This is a genomic window from Segnochrobactrum spirostomi, assembly GCF_009600605.1.
Lineage (GTDB): Bacteria > Pseudomonadota > Alphaproteobacteria > Rhizobiales > Segnochrobactraceae > Segnochrobactrum > Segnochrobactrum spirostomi.
Genome location: NZ_VWNA01000001.1, coordinates 607610 through 633020 on the forward strand (window position 1 = coordinate 607610; position 25411 = coordinate 633020).

The 25411-nt window shown below is 66.9% G+C and carries 17 protein-coding genes and 1 pseudogene; 7 read left to right on the forward strand and 11 right to left on the reverse strand.

Annotated features, from left to right (window positions below):
- Window positions 1-11: 11 nt before the first annotated feature.
- Entirely contained in the window at window positions 12-554 is a 543-nt protein-coding gene (locus tag F0357_RS02790) for an Hsp20/alpha crystallin family protein (protein WP_153478489.1), read from the reverse strand.
- Between the two features lie 508 nt (window positions 555-1062).
- Between F0357_RS02790 and F0357_RS02795 the strand changes: the two genes are divergently transcribed.
- On the forward strand, window positions 1063-2073 hold the full coding sequence (locus tag F0357_RS02795; RefSeq protein ID WP_153478491.1) for a hypothetical protein: 1011 nt from the start codon (window positions 1063-1065) through the stop codon (window positions 2071-2073).
- 239 nt (window positions 2074-2312) lie between these two features.
- On the forward strand, window positions 2313-4730 hold the full coding sequence (locus F0357_RS02800) for a phosphoketolase family protein (protein ID WP_153478493.1): 2418 nt from the start codon (window positions 2313-2315) through the stop codon (window positions 4728-4730).
- Window positions 4731-4867: 137 nt separating this feature from the next.
- On the opposite strand, the gene F0357_RS02805 is transcribed toward F0357_RS02800, so the two are convergent.
- The 4 genes from F0357_RS02805 to F0357_RS02820 all read right to left on the reverse strand — a co-directional run bounded on the left by F0357_RS02805 (window position 4868) and on the right by F0357_RS02820 (window position 8369).
- Entirely contained in the window at window positions 4868-5671 is an 804-nt protein-coding gene (locus F0357_RS02805) for a glycoside hydrolase family 75 protein (RefSeq protein WP_153478496.1), read from the reverse strand.
- Between the two features lie 251 nt (window positions 5672-5922).
- Window positions 5923-6450 carry a hypothetical protein gene (locus tag F0357_RS02810; protein ID WP_153478499.1) on the reverse strand — a complete coding sequence of 176 codons (528 nt, stop codon included), beginning with the start codon at window positions 6448-6450 and terminating at the stop codon, window positions 5923-5925.
- 138 nt (window positions 6451-6588) lie between these two features.
- Window positions 6589-7416 carry a metallophosphoesterase family protein gene (locus F0357_RS02815; protein ID WP_312861428.1) on the reverse strand — a complete coding sequence of 276 codons (828 nt, stop codon included), beginning with the start codon at window positions 7414-7416 and terminating at the stop codon, window positions 6589-6591.
- On the reverse strand, window positions 7413-8369 hold the full coding sequence (locus F0357_RS02820) for a diacylglycerol/lipid kinase family protein (protein WP_208948185.1): 957 nt from the start codon (window positions 8367-8369) through the stop codon (window positions 7413-7415). Before F0357_RS02820 ends, F0357_RS02815 begins: the two co-directional genes overlap by 4 nt.
- A 217-nt stretch (window positions 8370-8586) precedes the next feature.
- Here F0357_RS02820 and F0357_RS02825 point away from each other — a divergent pair, with 217 nt between their 5' ends.
- Together F0357_RS02825 and ybaL are read left to right on the forward strand one after the other, a co-directional pair.
- Window positions 8587-10770 carry an FUSC family protein gene (locus F0357_RS02825; RefSeq protein WP_153478505.1) on the forward strand — a complete coding sequence of 728 codons (2184 nt, stop codon included), beginning with the start codon at window positions 8587-8589 and terminating at the stop codon, window positions 10768-10770.
- A 129-nt stretch (window positions 10771-10899) separates the two neighbouring features.
- Window positions 10900-12699, forward strand: a complete 1800-nt coding sequence (ybaL, locus tag F0357_RS02830; RefSeq protein ID WP_153478515.1) for a YbaL family putative K(+) efflux transporter — start codon at window positions 10900-10902, stop codon at window positions 12697-12699.
- A gap of 45 nt (window positions 12700-12744) precedes the next feature.
- Here ybaL and glgA read toward each other — a convergent pair whose 3' ends face one another.
- Window positions 12745-14280, reverse strand: coding sequence for a glycogen synthase GlgA (glgA, locus tag F0357_RS02835; protein ID WP_153478526.1), 1536 nt, complete (start codon window positions 14278-14280; stop codon window positions 12745-12747).
- A gap of 451 nt (window positions 14281-14731) precedes the next feature.
- Window positions 14732-14890, reverse strand: coding sequence for a DUF3309 family protein (locus F0357_RS02840; protein WP_153478528.1), 159 nt, complete (start codon window positions 14888-14890; stop codon window positions 14732-14734).
- Between the two features lie 209 nt (window positions 14891-15099).
- Here F0357_RS02840 and F0357_RS02845 point away from each other — a divergent pair, with 209 nt between their 5' ends.
- Both F0357_RS02845 and F0357_RS02850 read left to right on the forward strand, forming a co-directional pair.
- Complete coding sequence (locus F0357_RS02845) at window positions 15100-15354, forward strand: hypothetical protein (RefSeq protein WP_153478530.1); 255 nt, start codon at window positions 15100-15102, stop codon at window positions 15352-15354.
- Complete coding sequence (locus F0357_RS02850; protein WP_153478532.1) at window positions 15351-15746, forward strand: type II toxin-antitoxin system VapC family toxin; 396 nt, start codon at window positions 15351-15353, stop codon at window positions 15744-15746. The genes F0357_RS02845 and F0357_RS02850 overlap by 4 nt, the downstream gene beginning before the upstream one ends.
- 90 nt (window positions 15747-15836) lie before the next feature.
- On the opposite strand, the pseudogene F0357_RS02855 reads toward F0357_RS02850, so the two are convergent.
- From F0357_RS02855 to F0357_RS02870, 4 genes and pseudogenes are all read right to left on the reverse strand, one after another.
- Window positions 15837-18550: pseudogene (locus tag F0357_RS02855) on the reverse strand (valine--tRNA ligase).
- Window positions 18551-18769: 219 nt separating this feature from the next.
- Complete coding sequence (locus F0357_RS02860; protein ID WP_153478534.1) at window positions 18770-19363, reverse strand: PopZ family protein; 594 nt, start codon at window positions 19361-19363, stop codon at window positions 18770-18772.
- Between the two features lie 208 nt (window positions 19364-19571).
- Window positions 19572-20963 carry a TolC family outer membrane protein gene (locus F0357_RS02865; RefSeq protein ID WP_153478536.1) on the reverse strand — a complete coding sequence of 464 codons (1392 nt, stop codon included), beginning with the start codon at window positions 20961-20963 and terminating at the stop codon, window positions 19572-19574.
- 416 nt (window positions 20964-21379) lie between these two features.
- Window positions 21380-22042, reverse strand: a complete 663-nt coding sequence (locus tag F0357_RS02870) for a protein-L-isoaspartate O-methyltransferase family protein (protein ID WP_153478538.1) — start codon at window positions 22040-22042, stop codon at window positions 21380-21382.
- A gap of 274 nt (window positions 22043-22316) precedes the next feature.
- Between F0357_RS02870 and uvrA the strand changes: the two genes are divergently transcribed.
- Window positions 22317-25244: an excinuclease ABC subunit UvrA gene (uvrA, locus tag F0357_RS02875; RefSeq protein WP_246161326.1), complete on the forward strand. Its 2928-nt coding sequence runs from the start codon at window positions 22317-22319 to the stop codon at window positions 25242-25244.
- Window positions 25245-25411: the final 167 nt, after the last annotated feature.

Consider the following 25411-nt stretch of genomic DNA (forward strand, 5'->3'; position numbering starts at 1 on the left):
CGATCACGCAATCACGACGTCTTCACGTCGATCGTCTTCTCGCTGCGACGGGCCTCGTCCGTCTTCGGCACCGTCACCGTGAGCACGCCTTTGTCGTAAGCGGCGGAGATCCGGTCGGCGTCCGCGCCCTCGGGCAGGCGGAACGATCGGACGAAGGCGCCGTAGCGGCGCTCGGAGAGCACATAATCCTTCTCGTGCTTCTCCTTCTCGGCCTTCTTCTCGCCGCGGATCGTCAGCGTTCCGTTGGCGACCTTCACCTCGATGTCCTTGACATCGAGGCCCGGCACTTCCGCCGTTATTTCATAGGACTTATCTTTCTCCGCCACGTCCACCGCGAGGGCGACGCCGGTCAGCCGCAGATCGCGCGGCCAGGCGATATCGAAATTGAAAGCCGGGCGGGCGAGCGGGCTGCGCAAGGCGCCGCCGGCGAAGCCCTCGAACACCCGATCGATCTCGTGGCGCAGGGCGTCGAACGGCGCCCACGGCGTGAAGGGCGCCGGAGCCGGCGCCTTGGTCTCGTTTTGGATCGGAAGCTTGGTTGCAGTCTCGGCCATCGGTCTCTCCATCATGAAGAGTCGGCGCGTGTGGTCCGCTTTGGGTGTCCGGTCGTTAGGCCGGTCTCGGCGAAGCGGCGAATGCGTCGGCTTCGATCTCAGACGTCCCATATCCCCGGCGTCCGATTGACCCCATTAAAGAAAGGTACGGCTTTCGGGCATTGATCCGCATCAAGTGGCTGAGCAAGCCGCGTCGACGCGGTAGAAATAGCCTAGAAAAGCATCTCCTGATTGCATATTATAATTAATACACTCACGGAGTTCCGCGCGGAGCGCATAGCGGCCTCCCGACCTTCGCACACCTGCCGGGCCGTCGATCGGGCTATAAAGCTCATGCCCTCTTTGGGCGTTTCCTCCCAGACTTCAGACCGCGGCGGCAACGCCGCGGCTTTTTTTTGCCCGCGTCCCCATCGCATTGCGGCACAGCAGCGCGACGAAGCGGCAACCCTTCCAAGCCTCCCCGCGACGCGCCATAGTCCCCGGACCACAAGCTTTTTGGGGAAGTGAGATGGTGTTTCGTTCGCGTTTGTCCGGCGCTCTCCGCGCCGCGGTTCTCTGCGCCGCCGGCCTCGTCGCCTTAGCGGCGACCAACACGGCCTCTGCCGCTCAGCCGACCTTTCTGACCTATGTCGATGCCGGCTCGCCGCTCGAGCGGCAGCCGCAATTGTGGGCCTCGTTCGGCGGCGAATGGCGGCGCTTCACGATGGATACCGGCTCGACCTCCATCGCCGTCGATTCCCGGGCGATTCCGAACCTCGCCTCGCTGCCGAATCTCGGCCCCGCCACCCTCACCTACGGCAGCTCGGGCGTCACCTTGGTCGGGTTCCGCGTTCTCGTGCCGGTGACGATCCGCGGCGCCAACGGTGCCACGATCACGACCAATCCGATTCCCGTCCTCGCAGTCTCTCGGATCACATGCCGGCCCGACGCGCTGCGCTGCCGGCCAAGCCGGACCGGCGCGCGCACCGCCATGATGGGCATCGGCTACGGCCATGGCCGGCCGGACGCGGTGCGCAACGGCACCCTCGGCAACCCGTTCATCCACGCGGCCGACCAGACGGCGAAGCTCGGTGCACCGGTGCGGCCGGGCTACATCGTCACCGCGCGCGGCGTCCAGGTCGGCCTCGCGCCGGGCGATACCAACCACTTCTCCCTCGTGAAGCTGATCCGGCGGCGCTCCGGCGATTGGTCGCTTCCGAACGCCTGCGTGGCGGTCGACGGCCGCAAGGCCGGCTGCGGACCGATCAGTGTCGATACGGGGATCGTGCGCATGCTCGTCGCGGTGCCTGGGGCGGAGAACGCGCAGAAGATCGCGGTGAGCATCGGCGACCCCGCGAAGCCCGCCGCCGCCTATGCGTTCAGCCCCGGCGACGGCAACCCGATGACGCCCGCGGGCATCCGGGAGAAGCCGGCCGGGTACCGCATCTTCGTCAATCCGGGCCTCCACTTCATCAACGGATTCGACGTCCTCTACGACCCGCTCCAAGGCTACGCCGGCTACCGGCCGAGCGGCGGCTGAAGACGCTCGTCGTCCCGAACGGGACAGCGCACAAGCCGAAATCCCGGCCGCTTCCGCGCGAAGCGGCCGGGTGCATCCACCGATCTTCCAAAGATCTACGGTGCGTCCCGCTTTTCGGCGCACTCCATGCGCTTTCGAAGCGCTTTTCTGCCGTACGCACGGGGCTTTGATCCACGTCAGTGCCGAACAGGGCGACACTCGTCATTGAACAGACGGGACCGCTCAAGAGAGGTACGACGATGAACGACCATTCCCCGGCCGAAACGCGCCGCGAGCCGCTCGACGCAGCCGAACTTCATCTGATCGATCGTTATTGGAAGGCGGCAAATTACCTATCCGTCGGCCAGATCTATCTGCTCGATAACCCGCTTCTGCGCGAGCCACTGAAGTCGGAGCACGTCAAGCCGCGCCTGCTCGGCCACTGGGGCACGACGCCCGGGCTCAACTTCATCTACGTCCACCTCAATCGTGCGATCCGCGCCCACGACCTCAACGCCATCTATATCTGCGGCCCCGGCCACGGCGGCCCCGGCATGGTGGCCAACACCTATCTCGAAGGCACCTACAGCGAGATCTATCCGAACATCAGCCGCGACACGGCCGGCCTGAAGAAGCTGTTCCGCCAGTTCTCCTTCCCCGGCGGCATTCCGAGCCACGCGGCGCCCGAGACGCCGGGCTCGATCCACGAAGGCGGCGAACTCGGCTACGCCCTCGTCCACGCCTACGGCGCCGCGCTCGACAACCCCGATCTCGTGGTCGCCTGCGTCGTCGGCGACGGCGAGGCGGAGACGGGACCGCTCGCCGCCTCCTGGCATTCGAACAAGTTCCTCAACCCCGTCAGCGACGGCGTCGTGCTGCCGATCCTGCATCTCAACGGCTACAAGATCGCCAATCCGACCATCCTCGGTCGCATGAGCGACGAGGAATTGCGCAGCCTGTTCATCGGCTACGGCTACGAGCCCTTCTTCGTCGAGGGCGAGGAGCCGGCGGCGATGCATCAGGCGATGGCGGCGACGCTGGAGACGGTCGCGCACCGCATTCGGGCCATCAAGACACGGGCCCGCGAGAGCGCGGAGCTCCACGGCCGGCCGCGCTGGCCGATGATCATCCTGCGCAGCCCCAAGGGCTGGACCGGCCCGAAGGAGATCGACGGCAAGAAGGTCGAGGGCTTCTGGCGCTCCCATCAGGTGCCGATGTCGAACGTGCGCGGCAACGAAGCCCATCTGCGCATCCTCGAAGACTGGATGAAGAGCTACGGCCCGGACGACCTGTTCGACGAGAAGGGCACGCTGAAGCCCGAGCTCGCCGCGCTGGCGCCGGAGGGCAGCCGCCGCATGGGTGCCAACCCGCATGCCAACGGCGGCCTGTTGCGCCGCGAGCTCAAGCTTCCCGACTTCCACACCCTTGCGGTCGAGGTGAAGGAACCCGGCGGCACCATCGCCGAGGCGACCCGCGTGATGGGCGTCTACCTCCGCGAAGTGCTGCGCCTCAACGCCGAGGAGCGCAACTTCCGGGTGGTGGGTCCGGACGAGACCACGTCGAACCGGCTCGATGCGGTGTTCGACGTCACCGAGCGCGTCTGGATGGAGGGCATCGAGCCCTACGACGTCCACCTCGCCCACGAAGGCCGGGTGATGGAGATCCTGAGCGAGCACCTCTGCCAGGGCTGGCTCGAAGGCTATCTGCTGACCGGGCGCCACGGCTTCTTCTCGTGCTACGAGGCGTTCATCCACATCATCGACTCGATGTTCAACCAGCATGCGAAGTGGCTCAAGGCGTCGCGCGAGCTCGGCTGGCGCCGCCCGATCTCCTCGCTCAATTATCTGCTGACGTCCCACGTCTGGCGTCAGGACCACAACGGATTCAGCCACCAGGACCCGGGCTTCCTCGACCTCGTGGCGAACAAGAAGGCCGACACGGTGCGCATCTATCTGCCGCCGGATGCCAACACCCTTCTGTGGGTCACCGACCACGTCCTGCGAACCTACAACCGCATCAACGTCATCGTGGCGGGCAAGCAGCCCGCGCCGCAATGGCTGTCCATGGAGGCCGCGGCCAACCATTGCGAGGCCGGCATCGGCATCTGGGAATGGGCGAGCACCGACCATGACGGCGAGGAGCCGGACCTCGTCATGGCCTGCGCCGGCGACGTGCCGACGCTCGAGACGCTCGCGGCCGTGGACATCCTGCGCCAGGCGCTGCCGAACCTCCGGATCCGCGTCGTCAACGTGGTCGATCTGATGACGCTTCAGCCGAAGGACGTGCACCCCCACGGCCTGCCGGACCGGGAGTTCGACGGCATCTTCACCACGAACAAGCCCGTCGTATTCGCCTATCACGGCTATCCGGCGCTGATCCACCGGCTGACCTACAGCCGCACGAACCACGCGAACATCCACGTTCACGGCTTCCAGGAGGAAGGCACCACCACGACGCCGTTCGACATGGTCGTTTTGAACGAACTCGACCGCTTCCATCTCGCGATGGCCGCGATCGATTGGGTCCCGGGCCTCGCGGTCAAGGCGGCGCACCTGCGCCAGCAGCTTCGCGACAAGCTCACCCAGCACAAGCTCTATGTCTGCGAGCACGGCGAGGACATGCCGGAGATCCAGGAGTGGAGCTGGCCCTACAAGACCGCCGCGAACGCCGGCGATTGAAAGTGACGACCCGGCCGGGCGGGCAGCGCGTTCCGCCCGGCTCTCTCTCGCGCGAGAGAACACTGCCTCGCGCGAGAGAACACTGCGCAGCTATCGTTAGGCCGATCAGATCCGCATTGTTGCGCCGAGGCGGCCCGTCAAGGCTTTCCCGCGTTGCATGCCTTCACGGCATTGATGCCGCCAAGGGCCGTTAGGGCCTGCTGTCCGCGCTCTGCGATCTGCTTCCGCCACGCCGCGGAATCCAGCGTCGGAGTGGTATGCGCCCCTGTCAAGGCGATAAAGTAAACGGGATCTTCGATGTTTCGTTTGGCCCGTCGCACACCGTTCTGAACGACGATAGGATTACTGCCGAGATCTTGGTGAAGTCGGATCGAAGCCTCGCCCAGCCGGCAACAATCGCCATATACGCCATAAGCGATGGCACCCGTCTTCGGGCGGTAGACCGCCACGAGGTCACCTCGTGAAAGGCGATATTTCTCCGCATAAGAAGAAGATAGAACGACGTACGGAATCTCGCTGGCATTAACATAGTGCCGCTGCGAGTTTTCAGGGGTATTTTGAATCGTCAACTTTGTCGTCGTTACATAGGCTTGACCAGGCAACGGATCGCCCACTCCTTGAATCCTCGGCTCTCCAGACTTTTCAGTCAGAAATCCAACGATTTTTACTTTTGAATAATCTTTCGTCTTCTCAGCATTCTGCCAATAAGATCTGCACAGGGCATACCAGTGTTTACGATCATTGAGCGGGGTGCGCGCCACGCCGTCTACAATGGCAAATACGCCATCGCAAGTATTTGAAAGCCCCCGACCATCAACGCGGTAAGAGTCCGGCGCACCGTCTGCATCGACACTGAGGCGCTTTGTGCTCACGCAATCCAGGGCCTGAGCAGTAACCGTTGCTACTCCATATATGAAGAAAAAGGCAAGAATTGTCCTCATATGCCACCCCCGTACGGATTAAATTCCCAGATCGAGATTCCCCACTTAGACAACTAAGCCGAGCGCATCTCTACCGCTGATAGAAGCAGCATTCTGGATACCCGTCAAATTCGGCGCAGATCTTAATATATTTTATCTAAAGAAACTAAAAAATAACGCCTTTATTGATTCTAACGTGCTGCTATCTATTAAAATGATGCTGCAGGAGCATTCATTGATTTTTCTATTAGCCTATCATCTCGAAATATTACTCAAGAAGAGCCGCGGGCATCCTTCTTGGCCTGGGCGACGGCGACGAATTTGGTCACGCGACCGGCCTCGCCCGGCGCGCCGATCTTGTCGATCCGCGTCTTTTCCTTGAGGTGCATGCCGGTGTTGGCGTGCAGTCCGGCGTCGGGATGGTGCGCGCCGCCAGCGGCGCGCTTCATCGCCAGCGCACGGCGGGCATTGGCGGTCAGAGCCTCGCGGGCCGCCTTGTCGGCGCGGCGTGTCGCCTCGCGGCGGGCGCGGGTCAGCGCGTCGGTCAGAACGGCAGCCTTCTGGCGGTTGCCGGCATCGGCCTGATCGAAGCGGATCTCCTGGCGGCCCTTGCCGCGCAAGGCGCGGCGTTGATCGTTGGCGATCGACTGGGCGCGGTCGCGGCGGTCACGCAGGTGATGGATGAGCGCCTGGAGATCGGCGTGGCTGAGCTCTGCCAGCACCGGATGGCGCGCCTTCTCGACGAATTCGAGTTCGGTGTCGGTGAGCAGGCGGCGCTCGTTCTTGCGGGTATGGGCCACGGCGATCTCTCCATGCACAGGCGGCGGCGCCGACATTCGCGAGCCGGCGCACGATTCCGTCACGCATCCGCGATCGCAGTGAACCTTTCGTGACAGGCGCGTCGGATCCGCGCGCTCCTCTCCGGCGCGATCCGACGTTCAGAGGACCAAGCGCGAGGCGGCGTCTTCGCCGACGACCCAGCTCCGTCCCGTCCAGAGAGAACGCCGCACCTCGATGCCTCCGGATGCGATCCGGATGATGTTGAAGGCGTTCGGCTCGCCGCGCACCCGCGTCGAGGTCGCCGTGGAGGCCTGCACGACATAGAGCGGCGCGGGGGCGGCCGGCGACACGGAGACGACCGGACTGTTGTAGGCCCGGTGCAGGTGACCCGCGAGGACGAGGCGGACGCCGAGCCCCGAGAACAGCGCGAGCGCCGCCTCGGCGCGCCCGACGAGCCTCGTCTCGGGTGCATCCTCAGGCGGCAGGAACGGATGATGGGCGACGACGATGCGCACCCGCTGCTCGCCGAGCGCCGCGAAATGCCGGCGCGCACGGTCGAGCTGGCGGCGCCGTAAGCGCCCCCGCGACCAATCCCAGTGCAGCGAGGCCCGCCGGGCCGAGTTGAGCCCGACGACGGCGACCGCGTCGTCGAACCAGATCGGCTCCACCGTCTCGTCGATCCACCGCCGCCAGCGGCCATAGGGATCGAAGAAGCGTTCGTGGAGCAGATAGGGCGTCAAATCGTGGTTGCCCGGCACGCACAGGATCGGCCGATCGAGCGCATCCAGAAAGGCGCGGGCCGCGCGGAACTCGGCCGAGCGCGCGCTCATGGTGAGATCGCCGCTCACCACCACGAGATCGGGCGCCGCGGCCCGCACCTCCGCGACGAGCGCTTCGACGACGACAGGATCGACGCGGCCGAAATGGAGATCCGAGAGATGGACGAGCGTGGTCGTGCCCGGCGGCCCGGCTGCGGGATAGCTCACGCTGCAACCTCCACACCGCCGGGGCCGGCCGGCGCCGCAGACGCGGTTTCCTCGGCGGGCACGATCACCGTCAGCGCCCGGGGCCGTATGCGGAACCGCAGGGGCGGCTTCATCAGTCGAACCTCGCCGTCGACCATCATCCGCACCGCGGCACGGTGCGCGGTGATCGCGACCTGACGGAGCTCATGGGTCTCAAGCCAATGCGCCCGGGCGAGGCCCCAGACCAGCGAGTCGATCGCCGTGTGGAGAAGGCTCCACACCCCGACGCCGCGGGCGATGTAGAGGGTGAGCACGCCGCCGTCGAGGCTGGTGCGAGTGAAGGGCCTGCCGACCGCGTCGTCGTAGCGGTTGTTGGCGACCATCACGGCCCGGGTCCGCATCCGCCGCCAGCCGGCCGGCAGGCGGATCGCGACCCCGAGGGCTGGCTCGCGCAGGATGGACAGAATGGTGCGCCGCGCGATCCCCGCCCACGCCAGGAAGCCGAGCCGCCCACGCCGCGTCTCCCGGTGCTGGGCCACCCGTGCCGGCAGACCGAGCACGGCGTTGCAGAGGAACAGCCGCCCGTTGACCTCGCCGAGATCGATGGCTTTCTCCTGCCCTCCGGCCGCGACGGCGACCGCCGCCGGCAGCTCGAGCGGAAGCTTCAGGTCGTTCGCCACCATGTTCATGGTGCCGAGGGGCAGGATCGCGAGCGGCGGCACCGGGCCCTCGCCGTGGCTGCGCCATCCGTGGATCGCGGTCGCGGCGGCGGCGATGCTTCCGTCGCCGCCGCCAACGACGAGACGATCCGGCCGCCACGCGAGCGCCTGCTCCATGCGCTCCATGAGGGGACCGTCGAGGAACATCCGATAATCGTGGCCGAGCGCGCGGAGAGCCGTCTCGACCTCCTCCGCCGCGCTCTCACGTCCGAGCAGGGACCCCGAGGCCACGTTCAGCACAACGGCAAGCCGCATGAAACTCCCTCCCCCGACCCGCCCCGTCGGGGCTTCTGTCGGGAACGGCCGACGCACCGCCTGGTTCCGCTTGTCCGTCGCGACCGCACAGCCGTCGACAGGCCATCGAAAGCTCTTCATCTTCGCGCGCTAGGACCGCACCGACAAGGTGCGGGTCCGAAAGCGCGGCTGACAAGCGGCGCGGACGGGCGAGGTACGAAGCGAGGACACTGCCCCGATGACCCTCAACAAGGCCCTGGCCCGTCTGGTTCCACACTGGACCTTGAACAGCCAAGTGCGCTTCTCGCTCGCGCTCCGCACGGCGACCGCCTGCATCGTACCGGTGGCGATCGGAGGCTTCTTTCATCTGCCGGAGCTCTCGCTCACCGGCGTCGCCGCTTTTCTCTGCTCTCTCGCCGATCCCGGCGGCGCCCTGAGGCTGCGGATCGCCTCGATGGGCCTCTTCACCGGCCTGTGCGCCCTCGTGGCGGTGATCAGTCTCTCCTATGCGCCGCCCCTGCCGGTGTCGATGGCGATCCTCGGCCTCTTCGGGTTCGCGCTCAGCTACACGATGGTGTTCGGGACCGCGGCAAGCACCGTCGGCTTGATGCTCTTCACGGAACTCGGCGTGCTCTATTGCATGCCGGCGATCGGGATCACATCGGCCCTGGAAACGGCGGGCTTTATCCTGGTCGGTGGACTTTGGGCGATGCTGCTCGCGATCGTGGTATGGCGGATCGCGCCCTATGCGCCGGCGCGCAGCGCCCTCGCCAAGGTCTGGACCAAGCTCGCCGACCTTTCGAGCCAGGTCGAGGCGATCAACGCCATGCCGACCCCCGGCAACGCCTGGGCCAAATTGCCGACCGATCATTGGGCTCCGCTCCGGCAGGCGATCGAGGACACTTCCCTCGCCTATTCCGCCCTCCGCCGCGGACGCAGCGGCAAGAGTGGGCGCGGCGAAGCCCTCATCGCGCTCCGGGGCAACGCCGAGCAGACCTTTCAGCTTTTTCCCGCCCTGACGAGCGCGCTCGAGCTGATGGCGTCCCGCGGCAGACCGCGCGACAAGTTCCAGCCCGTCCTGCGCAACGTCAGCCGCACTCTGCGCTTTCTCGCCGACGCGACGAACAACGGCATGGACCGTCGCGTCGAGGCGCTCTCCACGTCGGTCCAGCGCCTCAAGGCGGCGGCCCAGGCGCTCGATGCCGGCGATCCCGTCGAAAGCAGGCTCGCCGTCACGATCGGTCAGATGGTGCAATGCCTTGAGGAAAGCTGCGACCTGACCGCGGCGGTGCGGGTGCCGGAACACCTAGCCGAGCGTTTCGCGCAGCCGGCGACGCGCCTCTCCCTCGCCGACATCGGGCGCACGCTGCGGGAGAATTTCACCATCCAATCCGTCGCCTTCCGCCACGCCGTGCGTGCGGCCATCGGCGGAGCGGCGGCGCTCTATCTCGCCGACGCACTCCATCTCAGCCACGGCTATTGGCTCGTCATCACCACCCTGATGATCCTGACGCCCTACATGGCGACGACGTGGCGACGGATGCTCGACCGCATTCTCGGCACGATGCTCGGGGCACTCGGTGCCGCCATCGTCCTCATCTATGTCGATCAGCCGATGGAAATCGTGCTCCTCGCCTTCGTCTTCCTGGTCGGCTCGGAACTGGTGCGCGGCTACGGCTATGCGTTCTATGTGACGTGGATGACCATGGGCTTCCTGATGATCGCCGACCTGTTCTATTTCGGCGGCGGCATCGGCTGGGAGCTCGCCTTCCTGCGTCTGGTCGACAGCCTGATCGGGGCAGCCTTGGCGACGGCGATCGGCTTCCTCATCTGGCCGCGGTGGGAAGAGCACACCCTCTCGTTCGCCGCGGCGAAGGGGGTGCGGCAAGGCCGCGATTTCATTCTCACGGCGATGACCCGCCCGCCGCAGCCGCGCGCCGTCATTGCAGCCTGCCAGCGCGCCTGCGGTCTCGCCTGCGGCAACATCGAAGCCTCCATTCAGCGGCTCCTCAACGAGCCTCGATTCATCCCCTCGAAGGCGATCGAACCGGGGATGTCCATCGCGACCGCCGCCCGCCGCATCTCGGTCCTCTCGATCGACCTGAGCCTCGTTCCGGAGGCGTGCCCCTCGGCGGCGCTCCAGCCCGTCGCCGCGGCCGCGCGGGCGTGGTTCGACGCGGCGTTCACGGCGATCGCCACCGCACTCGAACAGGTCGAGCCGCCGCCGCCGCTGCCCGATGCGATCTCCTGGCCGTCCCCTCACACGGCCATCCCCACGACGAGCGACGAGATGATGGTGGCCACGCTGATGCGCGTCGAGCGCCAGGTCCGCACGCTGCACGATGCCGCCGCCCGCCTCGCCGAAGCGCGCGGCGGCGCCGAAGGTCGCGTTGCGGAGCCGGCGCCCGAACAGGCTGCGTGAACCGACTAATGGAGCGCGACGGACCGCCGCGCTGCGGAACAACACGACGTCGCCGCATTGATCTGTTGCTGTGGAACGGCCACATTGGAGAGCCCACCCGCCGTTCCAGCCCCGAACAAGAGAGACGTGATGCCGCACGATACACCGCTCATTTCGATGATCGTCATCGGCCTAGTCCTTGCCTTCATCTTCGGTGCCATCGCGAACCGGCTCAAACTCTCGCCCCTGGTGGGCTATCTTCTGGCCGGCGTCGCAGTCGGCCCGGCGACCCCCGGCTTCAACGCCGACATGGAACTTGCCCAGCAGCTCGCGGAGATCGGCGTGATCCTGCTGATGTTCGGCGTCGGCCTGCATTTCTCGCTGCGCGAGCTCCTGTCGGTGAAGGCCATCGCCATTCCCGGCGCGCTCGTCCAAATCGCGGTGGCGACCGCGATGGGCGCAGGCCTCGGATGGTTGATGGGCTGGCCACCTGCCGGAATGCTGGTGTTCGGCCTTGCGCTCTCCGTCGCCAGCACGGTCGTGCTGCTGCGCGCCCTTCAGGAACGGCGCATTCTCGACACCACACGCGGCCATATCGCCGTCGGCTGGCTCATCGTCGAAGACCTCGCGATGGTGCTCGCCCTCGTCCTGTTGCCGCCAATCGGCAGCCTGCTCGGGACCGCAGACGGCGGCGCCAGCATGAGCCTCCAGGAGATCGCGACGACGCTCGGGCTGACGCTGGGCAAGGTCGCAGCCTTCGTCGCCATCATGCTGATCGTCGGACGGCGCGTGATCCCACGCCTTCTCGATATCATGGCCGCCTCGGGCTCCCGCGAACTGTTCCGCCTCGCCGTGCTTGCGATCGCCCTCGGCGTCGCCTGGGGCGCTGCGACGCTGTTCGGCGTCTCCTTCGCCCTCGGCGCCTTCTTCGCCGGCATGGTGCTGAGCGAGTCCGAGCTCAGCCAGGACGCCGCCGCCGAGACGCTTCCTCTGCGCGATGCGTTCGCGGTTCTGTTCTTCGTGTCGGTCGGCATGCTGTTCGACCCGTCGATCATCGTGCGCGAGCCGCTGCCGCTGCTGGCGACCGTGCTCATCATCGTGTTCGGCAAGTCGTTCGCAGCCTACGGCATCGTCCGCCTGTTCGGCCACAGCAACGCGACCGCGCTGACGATCTCGGCGAGCCTCGCGCAGATCGGCGAGTTCTCGTTCATTCTCGCGGCGCTCGGTGGCCAGCTCGGCTTCCTGCCGGATACCGGGCGGGACCTGATCCTCGCCGGCGCGATCCTCTCGATCCTGTTCAACCCGTTCGCCTTCACGCTGCTCGACGTGGTGCGCAAGCGGATGGAGCCCGCCGCGGGGACCTCAGCCGCCCCCATCTCGCCCGGCGAAGCGATCGCCGACACGGAGCTCGCCAACCACGCCATCGTTGTCGGCTATGGCCGGGTCGGACGGCTCGTCGCCGAAACGCTCCGCAAGACCGCGAAACCCTTCCTGGTCATCGAGGACAGCGACGTGCTGGCGAAGGAGGCGCGGGCGAAGGGCGACGAAGTCTTCCTCGGCAATGCGGTCCAGGACGGCATTCTCGATTCGGCCGGCATCGCCCGGGCGAGCAGCCTGTTCCTGGCGATCCCGAATTGTTTCGAGGCGGCCCACATCGGCGATCGCGCACGCGAGCTCAATCCCGGCATCATCATCGTGGGGCGTGCGCACTCCGACGCCGAGGTGCAGCACCTCGCCGATCACGGCATCACCGACGTCATCATGGGGGAGCGCGAGATCGCGCAAGGCATGCTCGACATCGTGGGGACGCACGAGGCCGAGAAGAAGGCCGGCGAACCGCGACCTGACGAACCGGGATCTGCCGAACCCACCGCGTCGGTGAATGAGGAGCCGGAGCCTCGCGAGGCGACCGGCGCCCCGGACCAAGCACCACCGGTCTCGGCCGCCTGAGCAGCCGTTGGGCCGGCAATGCCGGCCCAACGGGATGACGGCGGATCAGCCGACCAGCTTCAGCCGGCCGCGCCCGAACAAGCCACGGTTCGTGCTCGCCCGCGACACCGGCGCCACCACCCGCGCCGACAGGGTCTGCCCGGCCTCCGCGGCCTGGGCGGCAACCGGCGGCAATCCCCGGCTGGCGCGGTAGATGTTCTCGTAGGCATGGGCCGAGCGGCCCCAACCGAAATCCTGCGCCGCCGCTTCCGCGCGCATCGCCCGCAGGCGAGGCGCATCCGCATAGGTTTCGAAGGCCCGCTCCAGCGCGCCGCGGAAGTCGGTCCGGGAGAACCGGCGGAACAGGAAGCCGGTCACGCCGTCCCGGACGGTGTCGTTGAGGCCGCCCGTCGCATGGGCGATCGGCAACGAGCCGCAGGTCTGGGCATACATCTGGCTGAGGCCGCACGGCTCGAAGCGCGACGGCATCAGAAGGAAATCGCTGCCGGCGGTGATGCGGGCGGCGAGCGGCTCGGCATAGCCAATGAGCGTACCGACCGAGCCCGGATAGCGCTTGGAGAGCCCGAGCATGCCCCGCTCGAGGTCGGGATCGCCCATGCCGATCGCCGCGATCTGGCCGCCGCGGCGCACGATCTCGCCGGCGAGATCAATGACGAGATCGATGCCCTTCTGCGGCACGAGGCGCGACAGCATGCCGAACAAGGGACCGCGGCTCGGCGCGAGGCAGAGGCTCGTGCGCACGAAGCGGGCCTGGGCACGGCGCGCCGCCTCCCGGGCGCTGCTGCGCTCCGGCAGGCGCACGCCGTCACGAATGCCCCATTGCTCGTCGATGCCGTTGACGATGCCGTCGAGCCGTCCGGCGTCGGCGATGCCGGCGAGAAGGCCGTGCAGACCGCAGCCGAGGGCCTCCGTCGTGATCTCGCGGGCATAGGTCGGGCTGACCGTCGTCACCCGGTCGGCATAGAACAGGCCCGCCTTGAGAAACGAGATCTGATCGTGGAACTCGACGCCCTCCATCGCGAAGGCGTAGTCGGGCACGCCGAGGGGGCCCAGGCGCTCCTTCGGAAAGATGCCCTGATGGGCGAGGTTGTGGACGGTCAGGACCGTCGAGACCGGAGCCTGGGTCCATCGCGTGTAGGCGAGCGCGAACGAGGCCGGCCAATCGTGCGCGTGCACGGTCTCCGGCTGCCAGCCGGGGAGCACGCCGCCGGCAATCTGCGCGGCGGCGAGACCGAGGCGCGCGAAGCGGACGTCGTTGTCCTCGAAATCACGGCCGTGGGCGTCGACATAGGAGGTGCCGGGGCGCTCGTAGAGCTCCGGACAGATGAGCACGAAGACCCCCTGCCCGTCGTCGAGCAGCGTGTAGCCGAGTTGGGCCGCCGGCACATCCGACAGACCGGGAAGCTGCGCCACGATCTCGATCGGTCCGATCTTGGCGAGCACCCCCGGATAAGCCGGCATCAACACGCGGATATCGAGCCCCCGCGCGCGCAGCGCGCGCGGCAGGCTCGCGGACACGTCGCCGAGCCCTCCCGCCTTCGAGAAGCCCGCCATCTCGCTCGTGACGAACAGAACACGCATGGAACACCAATGTGGAGACGCGGCACGCGACGGGCAGATCGCGACGATAGCCGTCGCAGATCGCAGCCTTGCGACACCGCCACCGAAAAAGAACCGCCCGCGGACAGACGGAAAAACGCTTGTCGGTACAGACGGTTCCACCACCCTGCGCGTCGCGCGGACGCGACGCACGAGAGGCGAACGAATTCATCCCTCCGCCGGAAGACCGACGAAGACCACGCGCTGTCGAATTTGGAGAGCGAAAGCCTTATGGGAGATATGGCTACGCTTGGGGTTAGTAAAAACCTGGATCTCGCCGCGGGCCAGTCACATATCCGAGATGAGCAAATGGAGCTGAGCGCAGACACGCATCACGCATCCAGCGCCATATCATCAACGTCCCCGCGGACGAGGACGCGAAGTGCAAGCAAAGGGGCGCGCCCTCCCCCGCGCAGCGGAGGAGGGCTACGCGTCAGATCCGCCCCATGAGGGCGAGAATGATCAGGATGATCAGCACCAGACCGACAATGCCGCCCGGCCCGTATCCCCATCCGCTGCTGTAAGGCCACGTCGGCAAGGCGCCGATGAGAAGCAGAATGAGGATGATGATGATAATCGTCGTTAAGGTCATCGAAGATCTCCCCGGCCGCTTACGAAGTTCAGCCGGGAGAGCAATGGCGACGGCGCCCATTCGTTCCGTCCCGCCACTCATTTGACCGTGAACGCGAGAAACGGCTCGCCCCCGGAACATGCAGCGAAGGTCGGCCCCTCTCGCGAACCGGAGCTTGTTTGCCACTCGCGAGTTCGGTTACCGTGACCGTCAACAGAGGAAGAACCGCCATGCTCACGCTCTCTGCCGAGACCGAGGCTTTGGTGAAGGCTCGGGCCGCGGTCGCGGGGAAGACTCCCGATGCGCTGGTGCGCGAGGCCATCGAGCGATATGCGTCGACATCGGATGTCGCCGGGAAGCCGGAGGTGCGCGCCGTCGACATGGAGCGCGTGAAAGAGATCAGCCGCCGAAACACTAGCTGCCCTCTTCTCGACCGCCGTAGCGCGAAAGAGATTCTCGACGAGGCCTGGACGGATCTTTCATGACTGTCGTGGATTCCTCCGCCCTCGTCGCGATCCTAGAGGAAGAACCCGAACATCATCATTTTGCGGAGGCACTTCGAGCAGCCTCGCGGCGCTTGGTCTCGACCATCACGTTGTACGAGACCGGCATCGTCCTGTTGCGCCGACGAGGCCTCTCTGGGCTCGCCGCTCTGCACGAACTCGCTGACGCCTTGCATCTCGAAGTCGTACCGTTCGATCGCAGCCAGAGCGAAACCGCGATTGCAGCCTATGCCCGCTTCGGCAAGCGCATCAGCCCCGAGGCACGTCTCAACATGGGGGATTGCGCATCATATGCGCTCGCCATGAGCCTCGGCGCGCCGCTTCTCTACAAGGGCGAAGACTTCGTTCACACGGACGTCACCACCTGTCCATGATCACGCGACCGTCCCGACAGACTGAGGCGTAGCGCCGGCGGCGCGATAGGCCGCCGGGCTTGTTGCATCGCAGCCGAAGCGCGAGTGCCCTCAGACGCCTTCGAGACGGCCGAGGGCTTCGGCGACGGTCTGCCGGCGCGCCACGAGTTCGGCGCGCTTCTCGCGCTCGCCGTCGACGATCTCCTCCGGCGCGCGCTCGATGAAGCTCGGATTGCCGAGCTTGGCGTCGATGCGGACGACGTCGGCGTCGATCTTGCCGAGCTCCTTCGCAAGCCGCGCGCGCTCGGCGCCGAGATCGATCACCCCGGCGAGCGGCAGACAGACCAGCGAGCGCCCGACGACGATCTGCGCCGAGGCCGGCGGCGCGACGGGGGCGGTCGCGATGCTCTCGATGCGGGCGAGGCGCTTGATGACCGCGTCGTGAAGACCGAGACGACGCTCGATCTCCGCATCCGGAGCGACGACGACGAGCGGCAGCAGCGCGCCCGCCGGCACGTTCATCTCGGCGCGCACGGAGCGGACCTCGGTGATGAGGGCGACGAGCCAGTTGATCTCGTCGGCCGCATCCGCCGCGGCGTCATCGATAGCCGTCGAGGGCCACGCGGCGTGGGCGAGCAGGCTCTCCCGCTTCGGTCCCGTCTCGCCGGTGCGCTGCCACAGCTCTTCGGTCACGAACGGCGCGAAGGGATGCAGCAGCGTCAGGATGCGGTCGAGCGTCCAGGCGGTCACCGCGCGGATCTCGTCCTTGGCCGGGCCGTCCTCGCCCATCAGCGTCGGCTTCGTGAGCTCCACGAACCAATCGCAGAAGGTGTTCCAGGTGAAGCGGTAGATCGCATCTGCCGCGTCGTTGAAGCGATAGGCTTCCAGCGCCTCGGTCACCGCCGCGGCGGTGCGACCGGCCTCGACGACGATCCAGCGGCCGAGCGTCGAGCGGACCGACGACGGATCGAAGCCTTCGACCCGCACACAGCCGTTGAGCTCCGCGAAGCGGGCGGCGTTCCACAGCTTGGTGATGAAGTTGCGGTAGCCGGCGACGCGGCCGGTGGCGAGCTTGATGTCGCGGCCCTGGGCGGCCATCGCCGACAAGGTGAAGCGCAGTGCGTCGGCCCCGTACTCGCTCATCAGCTCGAGCGGGTCGATGACGTTGCCCTTCGACTTCGACATCTTCGCCCCCTTCTCGTCACGGACGAGGGCGTGGATGTAGACGGTGTGGAACGGCTCTTTGCCCATGAAGTGCAGGCCCGCCATCATCATCCGGGCAACCCAGAAGAAGATGATGTCGAAGCCGGTGACCAGCACCGAGGTCGGATAATAGCGGGCGAGCTCGGGCGTCTCGGCCGGCCAGCCGAGCGTCGAGAACGGCCACAGCGCCGAGGAGAACCACGTGTCGAGCACGTCCTCGTCGCGCACGATTTTGCTCGGCGCGCCGTAATGGGCATCCGCCGCGGCCTGCGCCTCGGCCTCGCTGCGCTCGACGAAGACAGTGCCGTCCGGGCCGTACCACGCCGGGATCTGATGGCCCCACCAGAGCTGACGCGAGATGCACCACGGTTGGATGTTCTCCATCCAGTCGAAATAGGTCTTGTCCCAGCTCTTCGGCACGAAGGTGGTGCGCCCCTCGCGCACCGAGGCGATCGCCGGCTCGGCGAGCGTCTTCGCGTCGACATACCATTGGTCGGTGAGGAACGGCTCGATGACGACGCCGGAACGGTCGCCGTGCGGCACCGTATGGGCGTGGTCCTCGATCTTCTCGACGAGCTCGCGCGCCTCCAGCATCTCGACGATGCGCTTGCGGGCGACGGCGCGGTCGACGCCGTGGAGTGCCATGACCTCGTCGAGATCGGCGCTCGGCACGAGGCCGGCGAGGAAGTCCTCGTTGCCGACGAGCGTCACCGCACCCTCGATGTCGAGGATCGAGATCATGCGCAGACCGTTGCGCTTGCCCACCTCGAAGTCGTTGAAGTCGTGGGCCGGCGTGATCTTCACCGCGCCCGAGCCCGTCTCCGGGTCGGCATAGGTATCGCCGACGATCGGGATGCGGCGGCCGGTCAGCGGCAGCACGACGTTCTTGCCGATCAGGTCGCGATAGCGCTCGTCGTCCGGATGGACGGCGACGGCGGTGTCGCCGAGCATCGTCTCCGGACGGGTCGTGGCGACGATGATGACGCGGCCCGGCTCGCCCTCGATCGGGTAGCGCAGGTGCCAGAGCTTGCCCTTGACCTCGACCGGCTGGACCTCGAGGTCCGAGATCGCGGTGAGCAGCTTCGGGTCCCAATTGACGAGGCGCTTGTCCTTGTAGATCAGGCCCTGCTTATAGAGCGTGACGAACACCTCGCGCACCGCCTGCGACAGGCCCTCGTCCATGGTGAAGCGCTCGCGCGACCAATCACACGAGGCGCCGAGACGGCGAAGCTGGTTGCCGATGGTGCCGCCGGATTCCGCCTTCCAGGCCCACACCTTCTCGAGAAACTTCTCGCGGCCGAGGGCGCGACGTCCCGGCTCCTGGCGCTCCATCAGGCGACGCTCGACGACCATCTGGGTCGCGATGCCGGCATGGTCGGTGCCCGGCTGCCACAGCACGTCGCGGCCGCGCATGCGCTCGAAGCGGATCAGGATATCCTGCAGCGTGTTGTTGAGCGCATGGCCCATGTGCAGCGATCCCGTCACGTTCGGCGGGGGATCACGATGCAATAGGGCTCGGCGTCGCCGCGCTTGCCGGCGCCGGCGCGAAACGCTCCGGCCTCATCCCACAGGGACGCGATACGCGGCTCGACGGCGGCCGCCTCGTAGGTCTTGTCGAGCATGGTGAAGTCTGCTGCGCTCTCGAAACGATCGGACAGGCGGCCGGCCGGGGCCGGCGCGCGAGCGCCCTTTAGAGAGCGTGGAGGCGGTGCGAGTCAACTCGCCTACGCCATCTGCTGCAGGATCGTTCGGGGGAATGATCCCGAGGGTGACGAGAACGGCATGATCGGTGGCACGCCACCGTCCGACAGGGCCTGCGCCGGCCCGTCGGCTGCCGGGCGTCAGCGCCGGCTGCGCGCGATCCGCTCGATCTCCTGGCGCACCAGGTCCTCGACGAGGCCCGGCAGGTTCTGATCAAGCCAGCTCTTCAGCATCGGGCGCAGGATGTCGGCGACCAACTCTTCGACACTGCGCGGCGTCTGCGCCGAGACCGTGCGGGAGAGCGCATCGAAGGCGTGGCCGACCGACGCGCCCGCCCGGTCCGACAGGAGCCCTTCGTCGCGCGGCGGCGCGCTCACGGCCCCACGCGCCGGCGCCGGGCCGGAGGAGAGACCGGCGCTCGACGCACGATGGGACGGCGCCGCCGTGTGGGACGGGGCATGAGCCTGCCCGGCATATCCGCCGAGTGGGGACCGCGCCGCAGGCGCGTTGGCAAAGCGATCGACATAGCCGAGAACGGGCGTGCCGATCTCATCACCGTCGACGAGCGCGACGTCCTCGTCGCCAGCGCCGAAGCGATCGACGAAATCGCGCGCTGCGGCAGCCGGCCGGCTCTGGCCGTTCTCGAGCGCATCGACGCCATCCGTGATCATGCGCTGGATCGTGGAGAGGATGTCCTCGAGCGTCTGATCACGGGCCGCATTCGCTGGCGGCATGAGGCACCCTCCGCGTCTCCGCCCATCGAGGGCGGCCGGGACCGACAGATCCGAGCGATCACCCTCCCCCGCGGATCCACCGAGAGGATAGGGCTCAAGGCGCAAAGTGTACGCCCGGCCAACGCATCGCAAGCGATGGCGAGGTCGACGGGGCCACAATTCACAAGGAAACGGCGCCCGCCTTCACGCCCTCAGGAGAACGTCCGGCTCAGCGGCCGTCCGGCGTGGTCAGGCCGTACCACTTGTCGCGGACCTGCTTGTAGTGGGAGACCGGGTCGTAGACGCGGACCGGCAAGGCGAGCGAAACGGCATCGAGCCGGCCCGTGGCCGCGACGAGTTGATAGAGCGCGATCGCCTGCTGGAACGTCGCCTGGACGAGGGTCGTCTGCGCCTGGACGAGGTCGCTCTGCTGCTGGAGCACGTCGAGGGTGGTCGCCTGACCGACCTTCTGCTCGTCGACGACGCCGTTCAAGGCGAGCTGGTTGGCGCTCACCGAGGACTTGGCGGCGCGGATCGACGCCTCGGACGCCTGGAGGTTGCCCCACGCGGCGACGACATTCTGTCGGACCTGATCGCGGTAAAGGTCGATCTGGATCTGGGCGTAGCCGAGCTGCTCCTTGGCCTGCCGGACCTGCGAGGACACGAGGCCGCCGGTATAGAACGGCATGTTCATCGTCACGCCGGCGGTGGCGCTGGTCTGCGACCGCTGGCCGCTGCTGTCCTGGTTGCCGTAGGCCCAGTTATAGCCCTGCTGCACGCCGGCCTGGAGGTTGACGGTCGGCAGCGTACCGCCTTCGATCACCTTGACGTTGAAGGCGGCGACGTCGGCGTTGTAGGCGGCCGCCTGGATCGCCGGATGCTTCTCCTGGGCCGCCGTCAGCGCGACGTCGAGCGAGCGCGGCCGGAGCTTGGCGCCGAGCGGCTGCTGCTTCAAGTTCTTGGCGTCGAGGCCGGTCACCTGACGGAAGGTCGCCTGGGCCGACATCAGATTCGCCTGGGCGGCGTTGACGTTCGCCTGCGCCTGGGCGGCACTCGCCTGCGCCTGGGCAACATCGGTGGTCGTACCCTCGCCGACCTTGAAGCGCTCCTCGTTCACTTTCACCTGCTGGGTGAGGAAGTCGAGGTTGCTCTTCTGGAGCTGCACCAACGCCTGCTGCTGGATGACATTCATGAACGCCGACACGGCGTTCTGCAGCACGGTCTGCTCTGTATCGCGGAGCTGCTCGCGCTGGGCGAGCACGTTCGATTCGGCCTGACGCACGCCGTTGGTGGTCTGGTAGCCTCGGAATAGCGGCTGGGTAAGCTGGAGACCCATGGTGAGCGGGACGGCATAACCTTGGGCCTGCGATCCCTGCGAGCTGCCGTAGAAGCCCGCGCTATAGGACGCCTGCCCCTGGACCTGCACGGTGCCCGAAACGGACGGCCGATAATTCGCCATCGCCTGGGGAACGCCTTCGTCGGTCGCCCGCGTCTGAGCCCGCGCCGAATTGAGCTGCGGGTTGGTATTGTAGGTCGAAACTAGGGCTTCCGTCAGCGTCTGGGCCGACGCCGGATGCGCCACCACGACGAGAGCGGACGCGGCGAAAAGCCATCTGATCATGGACCCTCCATTACGACGTGCAGACGAACGATCCATGGCAACCCTCCGAGTTCGCGCCATCGCGCGGACAGTCTGCGCCTTCAAGCCTCCCTCGAGCGAACCCGAGGCGACGCCGACGCGGAGACACACGCCTTTACTCTACACATCCGTGGGGCCGGACCTTCGCCCCCGCGGCTCAGCAACTTAGGCCAAGCGCGAAGATAGGGCATCCCGTGAAGAGGCCGACCCTTAACGGAACGTTACCTATAGGCGGGAACGGGCCGTCCCGGAAGCCGTCGCGGGAACGGATCACGTGGAAGGTTAAGGATGCGGCCTCGATGCAACAGCGGCCCCCCGAAAGGCCTCAACGGGCTGACGAAAAAGCCCCGCCGCGGCGGCCGCGACGGGGCTCGATCGGGATCGTCGAGAGGGGTCGATCAGAAAACGAAGGCCTTGGGGCGTTCAAATCCGGGAAGCAGGTGAGTCGCCGCGTTGAAGGCGAATCGCGCGCTGACGCCGCCGGCGGAGCGCCCGTAGAGCCGCGCCTCGCCGGCGCCGCCGACGCCCTCGACGAGCACCATGCGGCCGTCGAGCGCGAGCTGGGAGGCGAGCGCCTCCGTCCCGGCCTCAACCGCACCGGCGACGATGATCACATCATAGGGAGCCGCAGCGGACCAGCCGGCCGCGAGCGGGCCGACCACGCTCGTCACATTGCCGATGTCGAGCGACTGGAGGCGCTCGGCGGCGGCCGCCGACAGGGCGGCGTCCGAGTCGAGGCTGACGACCTCACGGGCGAGCTTGGCGACGATCGCCGTCTCGTAGCCGGACGCGCTGCCGATCACGAGCACCTTCTCGTCCGCGTCGATCAGTGCGAGCTGAAGCATCTTGGCGAAGGTTGCGGGACGCATCAGGTAGCGCGGCACGGGCTTCGCCGCGACCGGCACGTCCTCGTCCACATAAGCGAGCACCGACCGCTCCGGCGCGATGAAGCGCTCGCGCGGCACGCCGGCATAGGCACCGAGCACGTCATAATCGGTGACGTCGTTGGTACGCAGCTGGCAATCGATCATCTTCTGCCGCAGGCCCAAGAAATCGACCATCGAGCAATCCTTCGCGAGGGCTCGCGGCCGGGAGGGTGCCGCGACGCTTCATCCATCGGACTTGAATTACTTGAAGGTGCGACCCCGGCGCAAGCCGCCGCGTTGCGGTGGAGCCACCCGCGAGCCGCGCTTAGCGCATGGACCCGCGCACCCGGCGGGTTTGTGCTTGCTTTGTTCGCATTTCGCCCTAGTTTAAGGGCGGCTCGACGCCCCGGCGCCGCTCCCGGTCCGGCCTTCCGAGCCAGCTAGGCCTTTCCGCGCAAGGACGAAGACGATGGCCGATCCCTCCCCGATCGAAGACGGCGCCGCCATGCTCGCGCAGGGCAAGCGCATCTCGATCCGCGGCGCGCGCGAGCACAATCTCAAGAATGTCGATCTCGACATCCCGCGCGACAAGCTCGTCGTCTTCACCGGGCTGTCCGGCTCGGGCAAATCCTCGCTCGCCTTCGACACCATCTATGCCGAGGGTCAGCGCCGCTACGTCGAATCGCTGTCGGCCTACGCCCGCCAGTTCCTGGAGATGATGCAGAAGCCGGACGTCGATCAGATCGACGGCCTCTCCCCAGCGATCTCGATCGAGCAGAAGACGACCTCGCGCAATCCGCGCTCGACCGTCGGCACCGTCACCGAGATCTACGATTATATGCGCCTGCTATGGGCGCGCGCCGGTATCCCCTATTCCCCGGCGACGGGGCTCCCCATCGAGAGCCAGACGGTCTCGCAGATGGTGGATCGCATCCTGGAGTTCTCCGAGGGCACGCGCCTCTACCTGCTCGCGCCGATGATCCGCGGCCGCAAGGGCGAATATCGCAAGGAACTGGCCGATCTCCAGAAGAAGGGCTTCCAGCGCGTCAAGATCGACGGCGCCTATCACGAGATCGAGGCGGCACCGACACTCGACAAGAAGATCAAGCACGACATCGATGTGGTGGTCGACCGCATCGTCGTGCGCGGCGACATCGCCGCTCGTCTCGCCGACAGCCTGGAAACGGCCCTGCGCCTCGCGGACGGCATCGCCGTCGCGGAATTCGCCGACGAGAAGGACGCGAACGGCGAGCCGCGGCGGGTCATCTTCTCGGAGAAGTTCGCCTGCCCGGTGTCCGGCTTCACGATCCCCGAGATCGAGCCGCGCCTGTTCTCGTTCAACAATCCGTTCGGCGCCTGCCCGACCTGCGACGGCCTCGGCACGACGCTCTCGTTCGAGGCCGAGTTGATCGTTCCCGACGACGAGCTCTCGCTCAAGGACGGCGCCGTGCTGCCCTGGGCGCGGACCGGCAGCACCTCGCCTTATTACAACCAGACACTCGAAGCGATCGCCCGGCACTTCGAGGTCTCGATGAAGACGCCGTGGAAGGACCTGCCGGAGGCGGTGCGCAACACCATCCTCTACGGGTCCGGCGCGCAGAAAATCGCCTTCCTCTATGAAGACGGCCTGCGCTCCTACGAAACCAAAAAGACGTTCGAGGGCGTGCTGCGCAACATCGAGCGGCGCTGGCACGAGACCGAGTCCGAATGGGTGCGCGAGGAATTGTCGCGCTACCAGTCCGATCGCCCCTGCCCCGATTGCAACGGCTACCGGCTGAAGCCGGAAGCGCTCGCGGTGAAGATCGACGGCCGTCACGTCGGCGAGACTGCCGCCCTCTCGATCCGCCAGGCGCAAGCCTGGTTCGGCGGGCTCGAGGCGCGCCTCACGCCGAAGCAGCAGGAGATCGCCGCGCGCATCCTCAAGGAGATCCGCGAGCGACTGACCTTCCTGGTCGATGTCGGCCTCGATTATCTGACCCTCGCGCGCGCCTCCGGCACCTTGTCGGGCGGCGAGAGCCAGCGCATTCGCCTCGCGTCCCAGATCGGTTCCGGCCTCACCGGCGTTCTCTATGTGCTGGACGAGCCGTCGATCGGCCTCCACCAACGTGACAATGCGCGCCTGCTCGACACGCTGAAGCGGCTGCGCGACCTCGGCAATACGGTGATCGTCGTCGAGCACGACGAGGACGCGATCCTGCTCGCCGATTATGTCGTCGACGTCGGGCCGGCGGCGGGTATCCACGGCGGCCGCGTCGTCGCCCACGGCACGCCGGCCGAAATCCTCGCCGATCCGAACTCGCTGACCGGCCGCTATCTTTCCGGTGAGCTTGAGGTCGCGGTGCCGGGCGCCCGGCGCAAGCCGAAGAAGGGCAAGGCGATCCGCATCGTCGGCGCGCGCGGCAACAATCTGAAGGACGTCAGCGCCGAAATCCCGATCGGCCTGTTCACCTGCGTCACCGGCGTCTCGGGCGGCGGCAAGTCGACGCTCTTGCTCGACACCCTGTTCAAGGCCGCGGCCCGCCGCCTCAATGGGGCACGCGAGAACCCGGCGCCCCACGACCGCATCGAGGGCCTCGAATTCCTCGACAAGGTGATCGACATCGATCAATCGCCGATCGGCCGCACACCGCGCTCCAACCCCGCGACCTATACCGGCGCGTTCACGCCGATCCGGGACTGGTTCGCCGGGCTGCCGGAGGCCAAAGCGCGCGGCTACGGTCCGGGCCGCTTCTCGTTCAACGTCAAGGGCGGGCGCTGCGAGGCCTGTCAGGGCGACGGCGTCATCAAGATCGAGATGCACTTCCTGCCGGACGTCTACGTCACCTGCGACGTCTGCCACGGCAAGCGCTACAACCGCGAGACGCTCGACGTCACCTTCAAGGGCAAGTCGATCGCCGACGTGCTCGACATGACGGTCGAAGAGGGCGCGGAATTCTTCTCGGCGGTGCCGAGCGTGCGCGACAAGCTCGAGACGCTGAAGCGGGTCGGCCTCGGCTACATCAAGGTCGGCCAGCAGGCGACGACCTTGTCCGGCGGCGAGGCGCAGCGCGTCAAGCTCGCCAAGGAGCTGTCGAAGCGGGCGACCGGGCGCACGCTCTACATCCTCGACGAGCCGACCACCGGCCTGCACTTCCACGACGTCGCCAAGCTCCTCGAGGTGCTGCACGAACTCGTCGATCAGGGCAACACGGTCGCCGTCATCGAGCACAATCTCGAGGTCATCAAAACCGCCGACTGGGTGGTCGATCTCGGCCCCGAGGGCGGCGACGGCGGCGGCGAGATCGTCGCGGTCGGCCCGCCCGAAAAGATCGCCGCCACGAAGCGCAGCCACACCGGCCATTTCCTCGCCGAACTCCTGGCGCGGCGCCCCGGCAAGCGGGCCTCGGCAGCGGAATAGGCCGACGCGATTTCCCTGCCTCCCCGGCCGGCATCACGGGCGCCCCTCACCGGGCGCCCGACTTGTTTATGCTGCACCGCACGCCCATTTGCCCGATTAGAGCTCACGAATTGCTCATTCATTGCGCTCTGCACAACGCGCATGGCTCCCATGCTGGCGGGACCCTG

Excerpts from the sequence above, each read along its gene's own strand:
- uvrA (WP_246161326.1), top strand. The coding sequence starts at position 22,317 with ATGGCCGATCCCTCCCCGATCGAAGACGGCGCCGCCATGCTCGCGCAG.
- F0357_RS02805 (WP_153478496.1), bottom strand. The coding sequence starts at position 5,671 with ATGAGGACAATTCTTGCCTTTTTCTTCATATATGGAGTAGCAACGGTT.
- ybaL (WP_153478515.1), top strand. The coding sequence starts at position 10,900 with ATGCCGCACGATACACCGCTCATTTCGATGATCGTCATCGGCCTAGTC.
- F0357_RS02845 (WP_153478530.1), top strand. The coding sequence starts at position 15,100 with ATGCTCACGCTCTCTGCCGAGACCGAGGCTTTGGTGAAGGCTCGGGCC.
- F0357_RS02870 (WP_153478538.1), bottom strand. The coding sequence starts at position 22,042 with ATGGTCGATTTCTTGGGCCTGCGGCAGAAGATGATCGATTGCCAGCTG.
- F0357_RS02840 (WP_153478528.1), bottom strand. The coding sequence starts at position 14,890 with ATGACCTTAACGACGATTATCATCATCATCCTCATTCTGCTTCTCATC.
- F0357_RS02860 (WP_153478534.1), bottom strand. The coding sequence starts at position 19,363 with ATGCCGCCAGCGAATGCGGCCCGTGATCAGACGCTCGAGGACATCCTC.
- F0357_RS02825 (WP_153478505.1), top strand. The coding sequence starts at position 8,587 with ATGACCCTCAACAAGGCCCTGGCCCGTCTGGTTCCACACTGGACCTTG.
- F0357_RS02800 (WP_153478493.1), top strand. The coding sequence starts at position 2,313 with ATGAACGACCATTCCCCGGCCGAAACGCGCCGCGAGCCGCTCGACGCA.
- F0357_RS02790 (WP_153478489.1), bottom strand. The coding sequence starts at position 554 with ATGGCCGAGACTGCAACCAAGCTTCCGATCCAAAACGAGACCAAGGCG.
- F0357_RS02865 (WP_153478536.1), bottom strand. The coding sequence starts at position 20,963 with ATGATCAGATGGCTTTTCGCCGCGTCCGCTCTCGTCGTGGTGGCGCAT.
- F0357_RS02795 (WP_153478491.1), top strand. The coding sequence starts at position 1,063 with ATGGTGTTTCGTTCGCGTTTGTCCGGCGCTCTCCGCGCCGCGGTTCTC.
- glgA (WP_153478526.1), bottom strand. The coding sequence starts at position 14,280 with ATGCGTGTTCTGTTCGTCACGAGCGAGATGGCGGGCTTCTCGAAGGCG.
- F0357_RS02820 (WP_208948185.1), bottom strand. The coding sequence starts at position 8,369 with ATGCGGCTTGCCGTTGTGCTGAACGTGGCCTCGGGGTCCCTGCTCGGA.
- F0357_RS02850 (WP_153478532.1), top strand. The coding sequence starts at position 15,351 with ATGACTGTCGTGGATTCCTCCGCCCTCGTCGCGATCCTAGAGGAAGAA.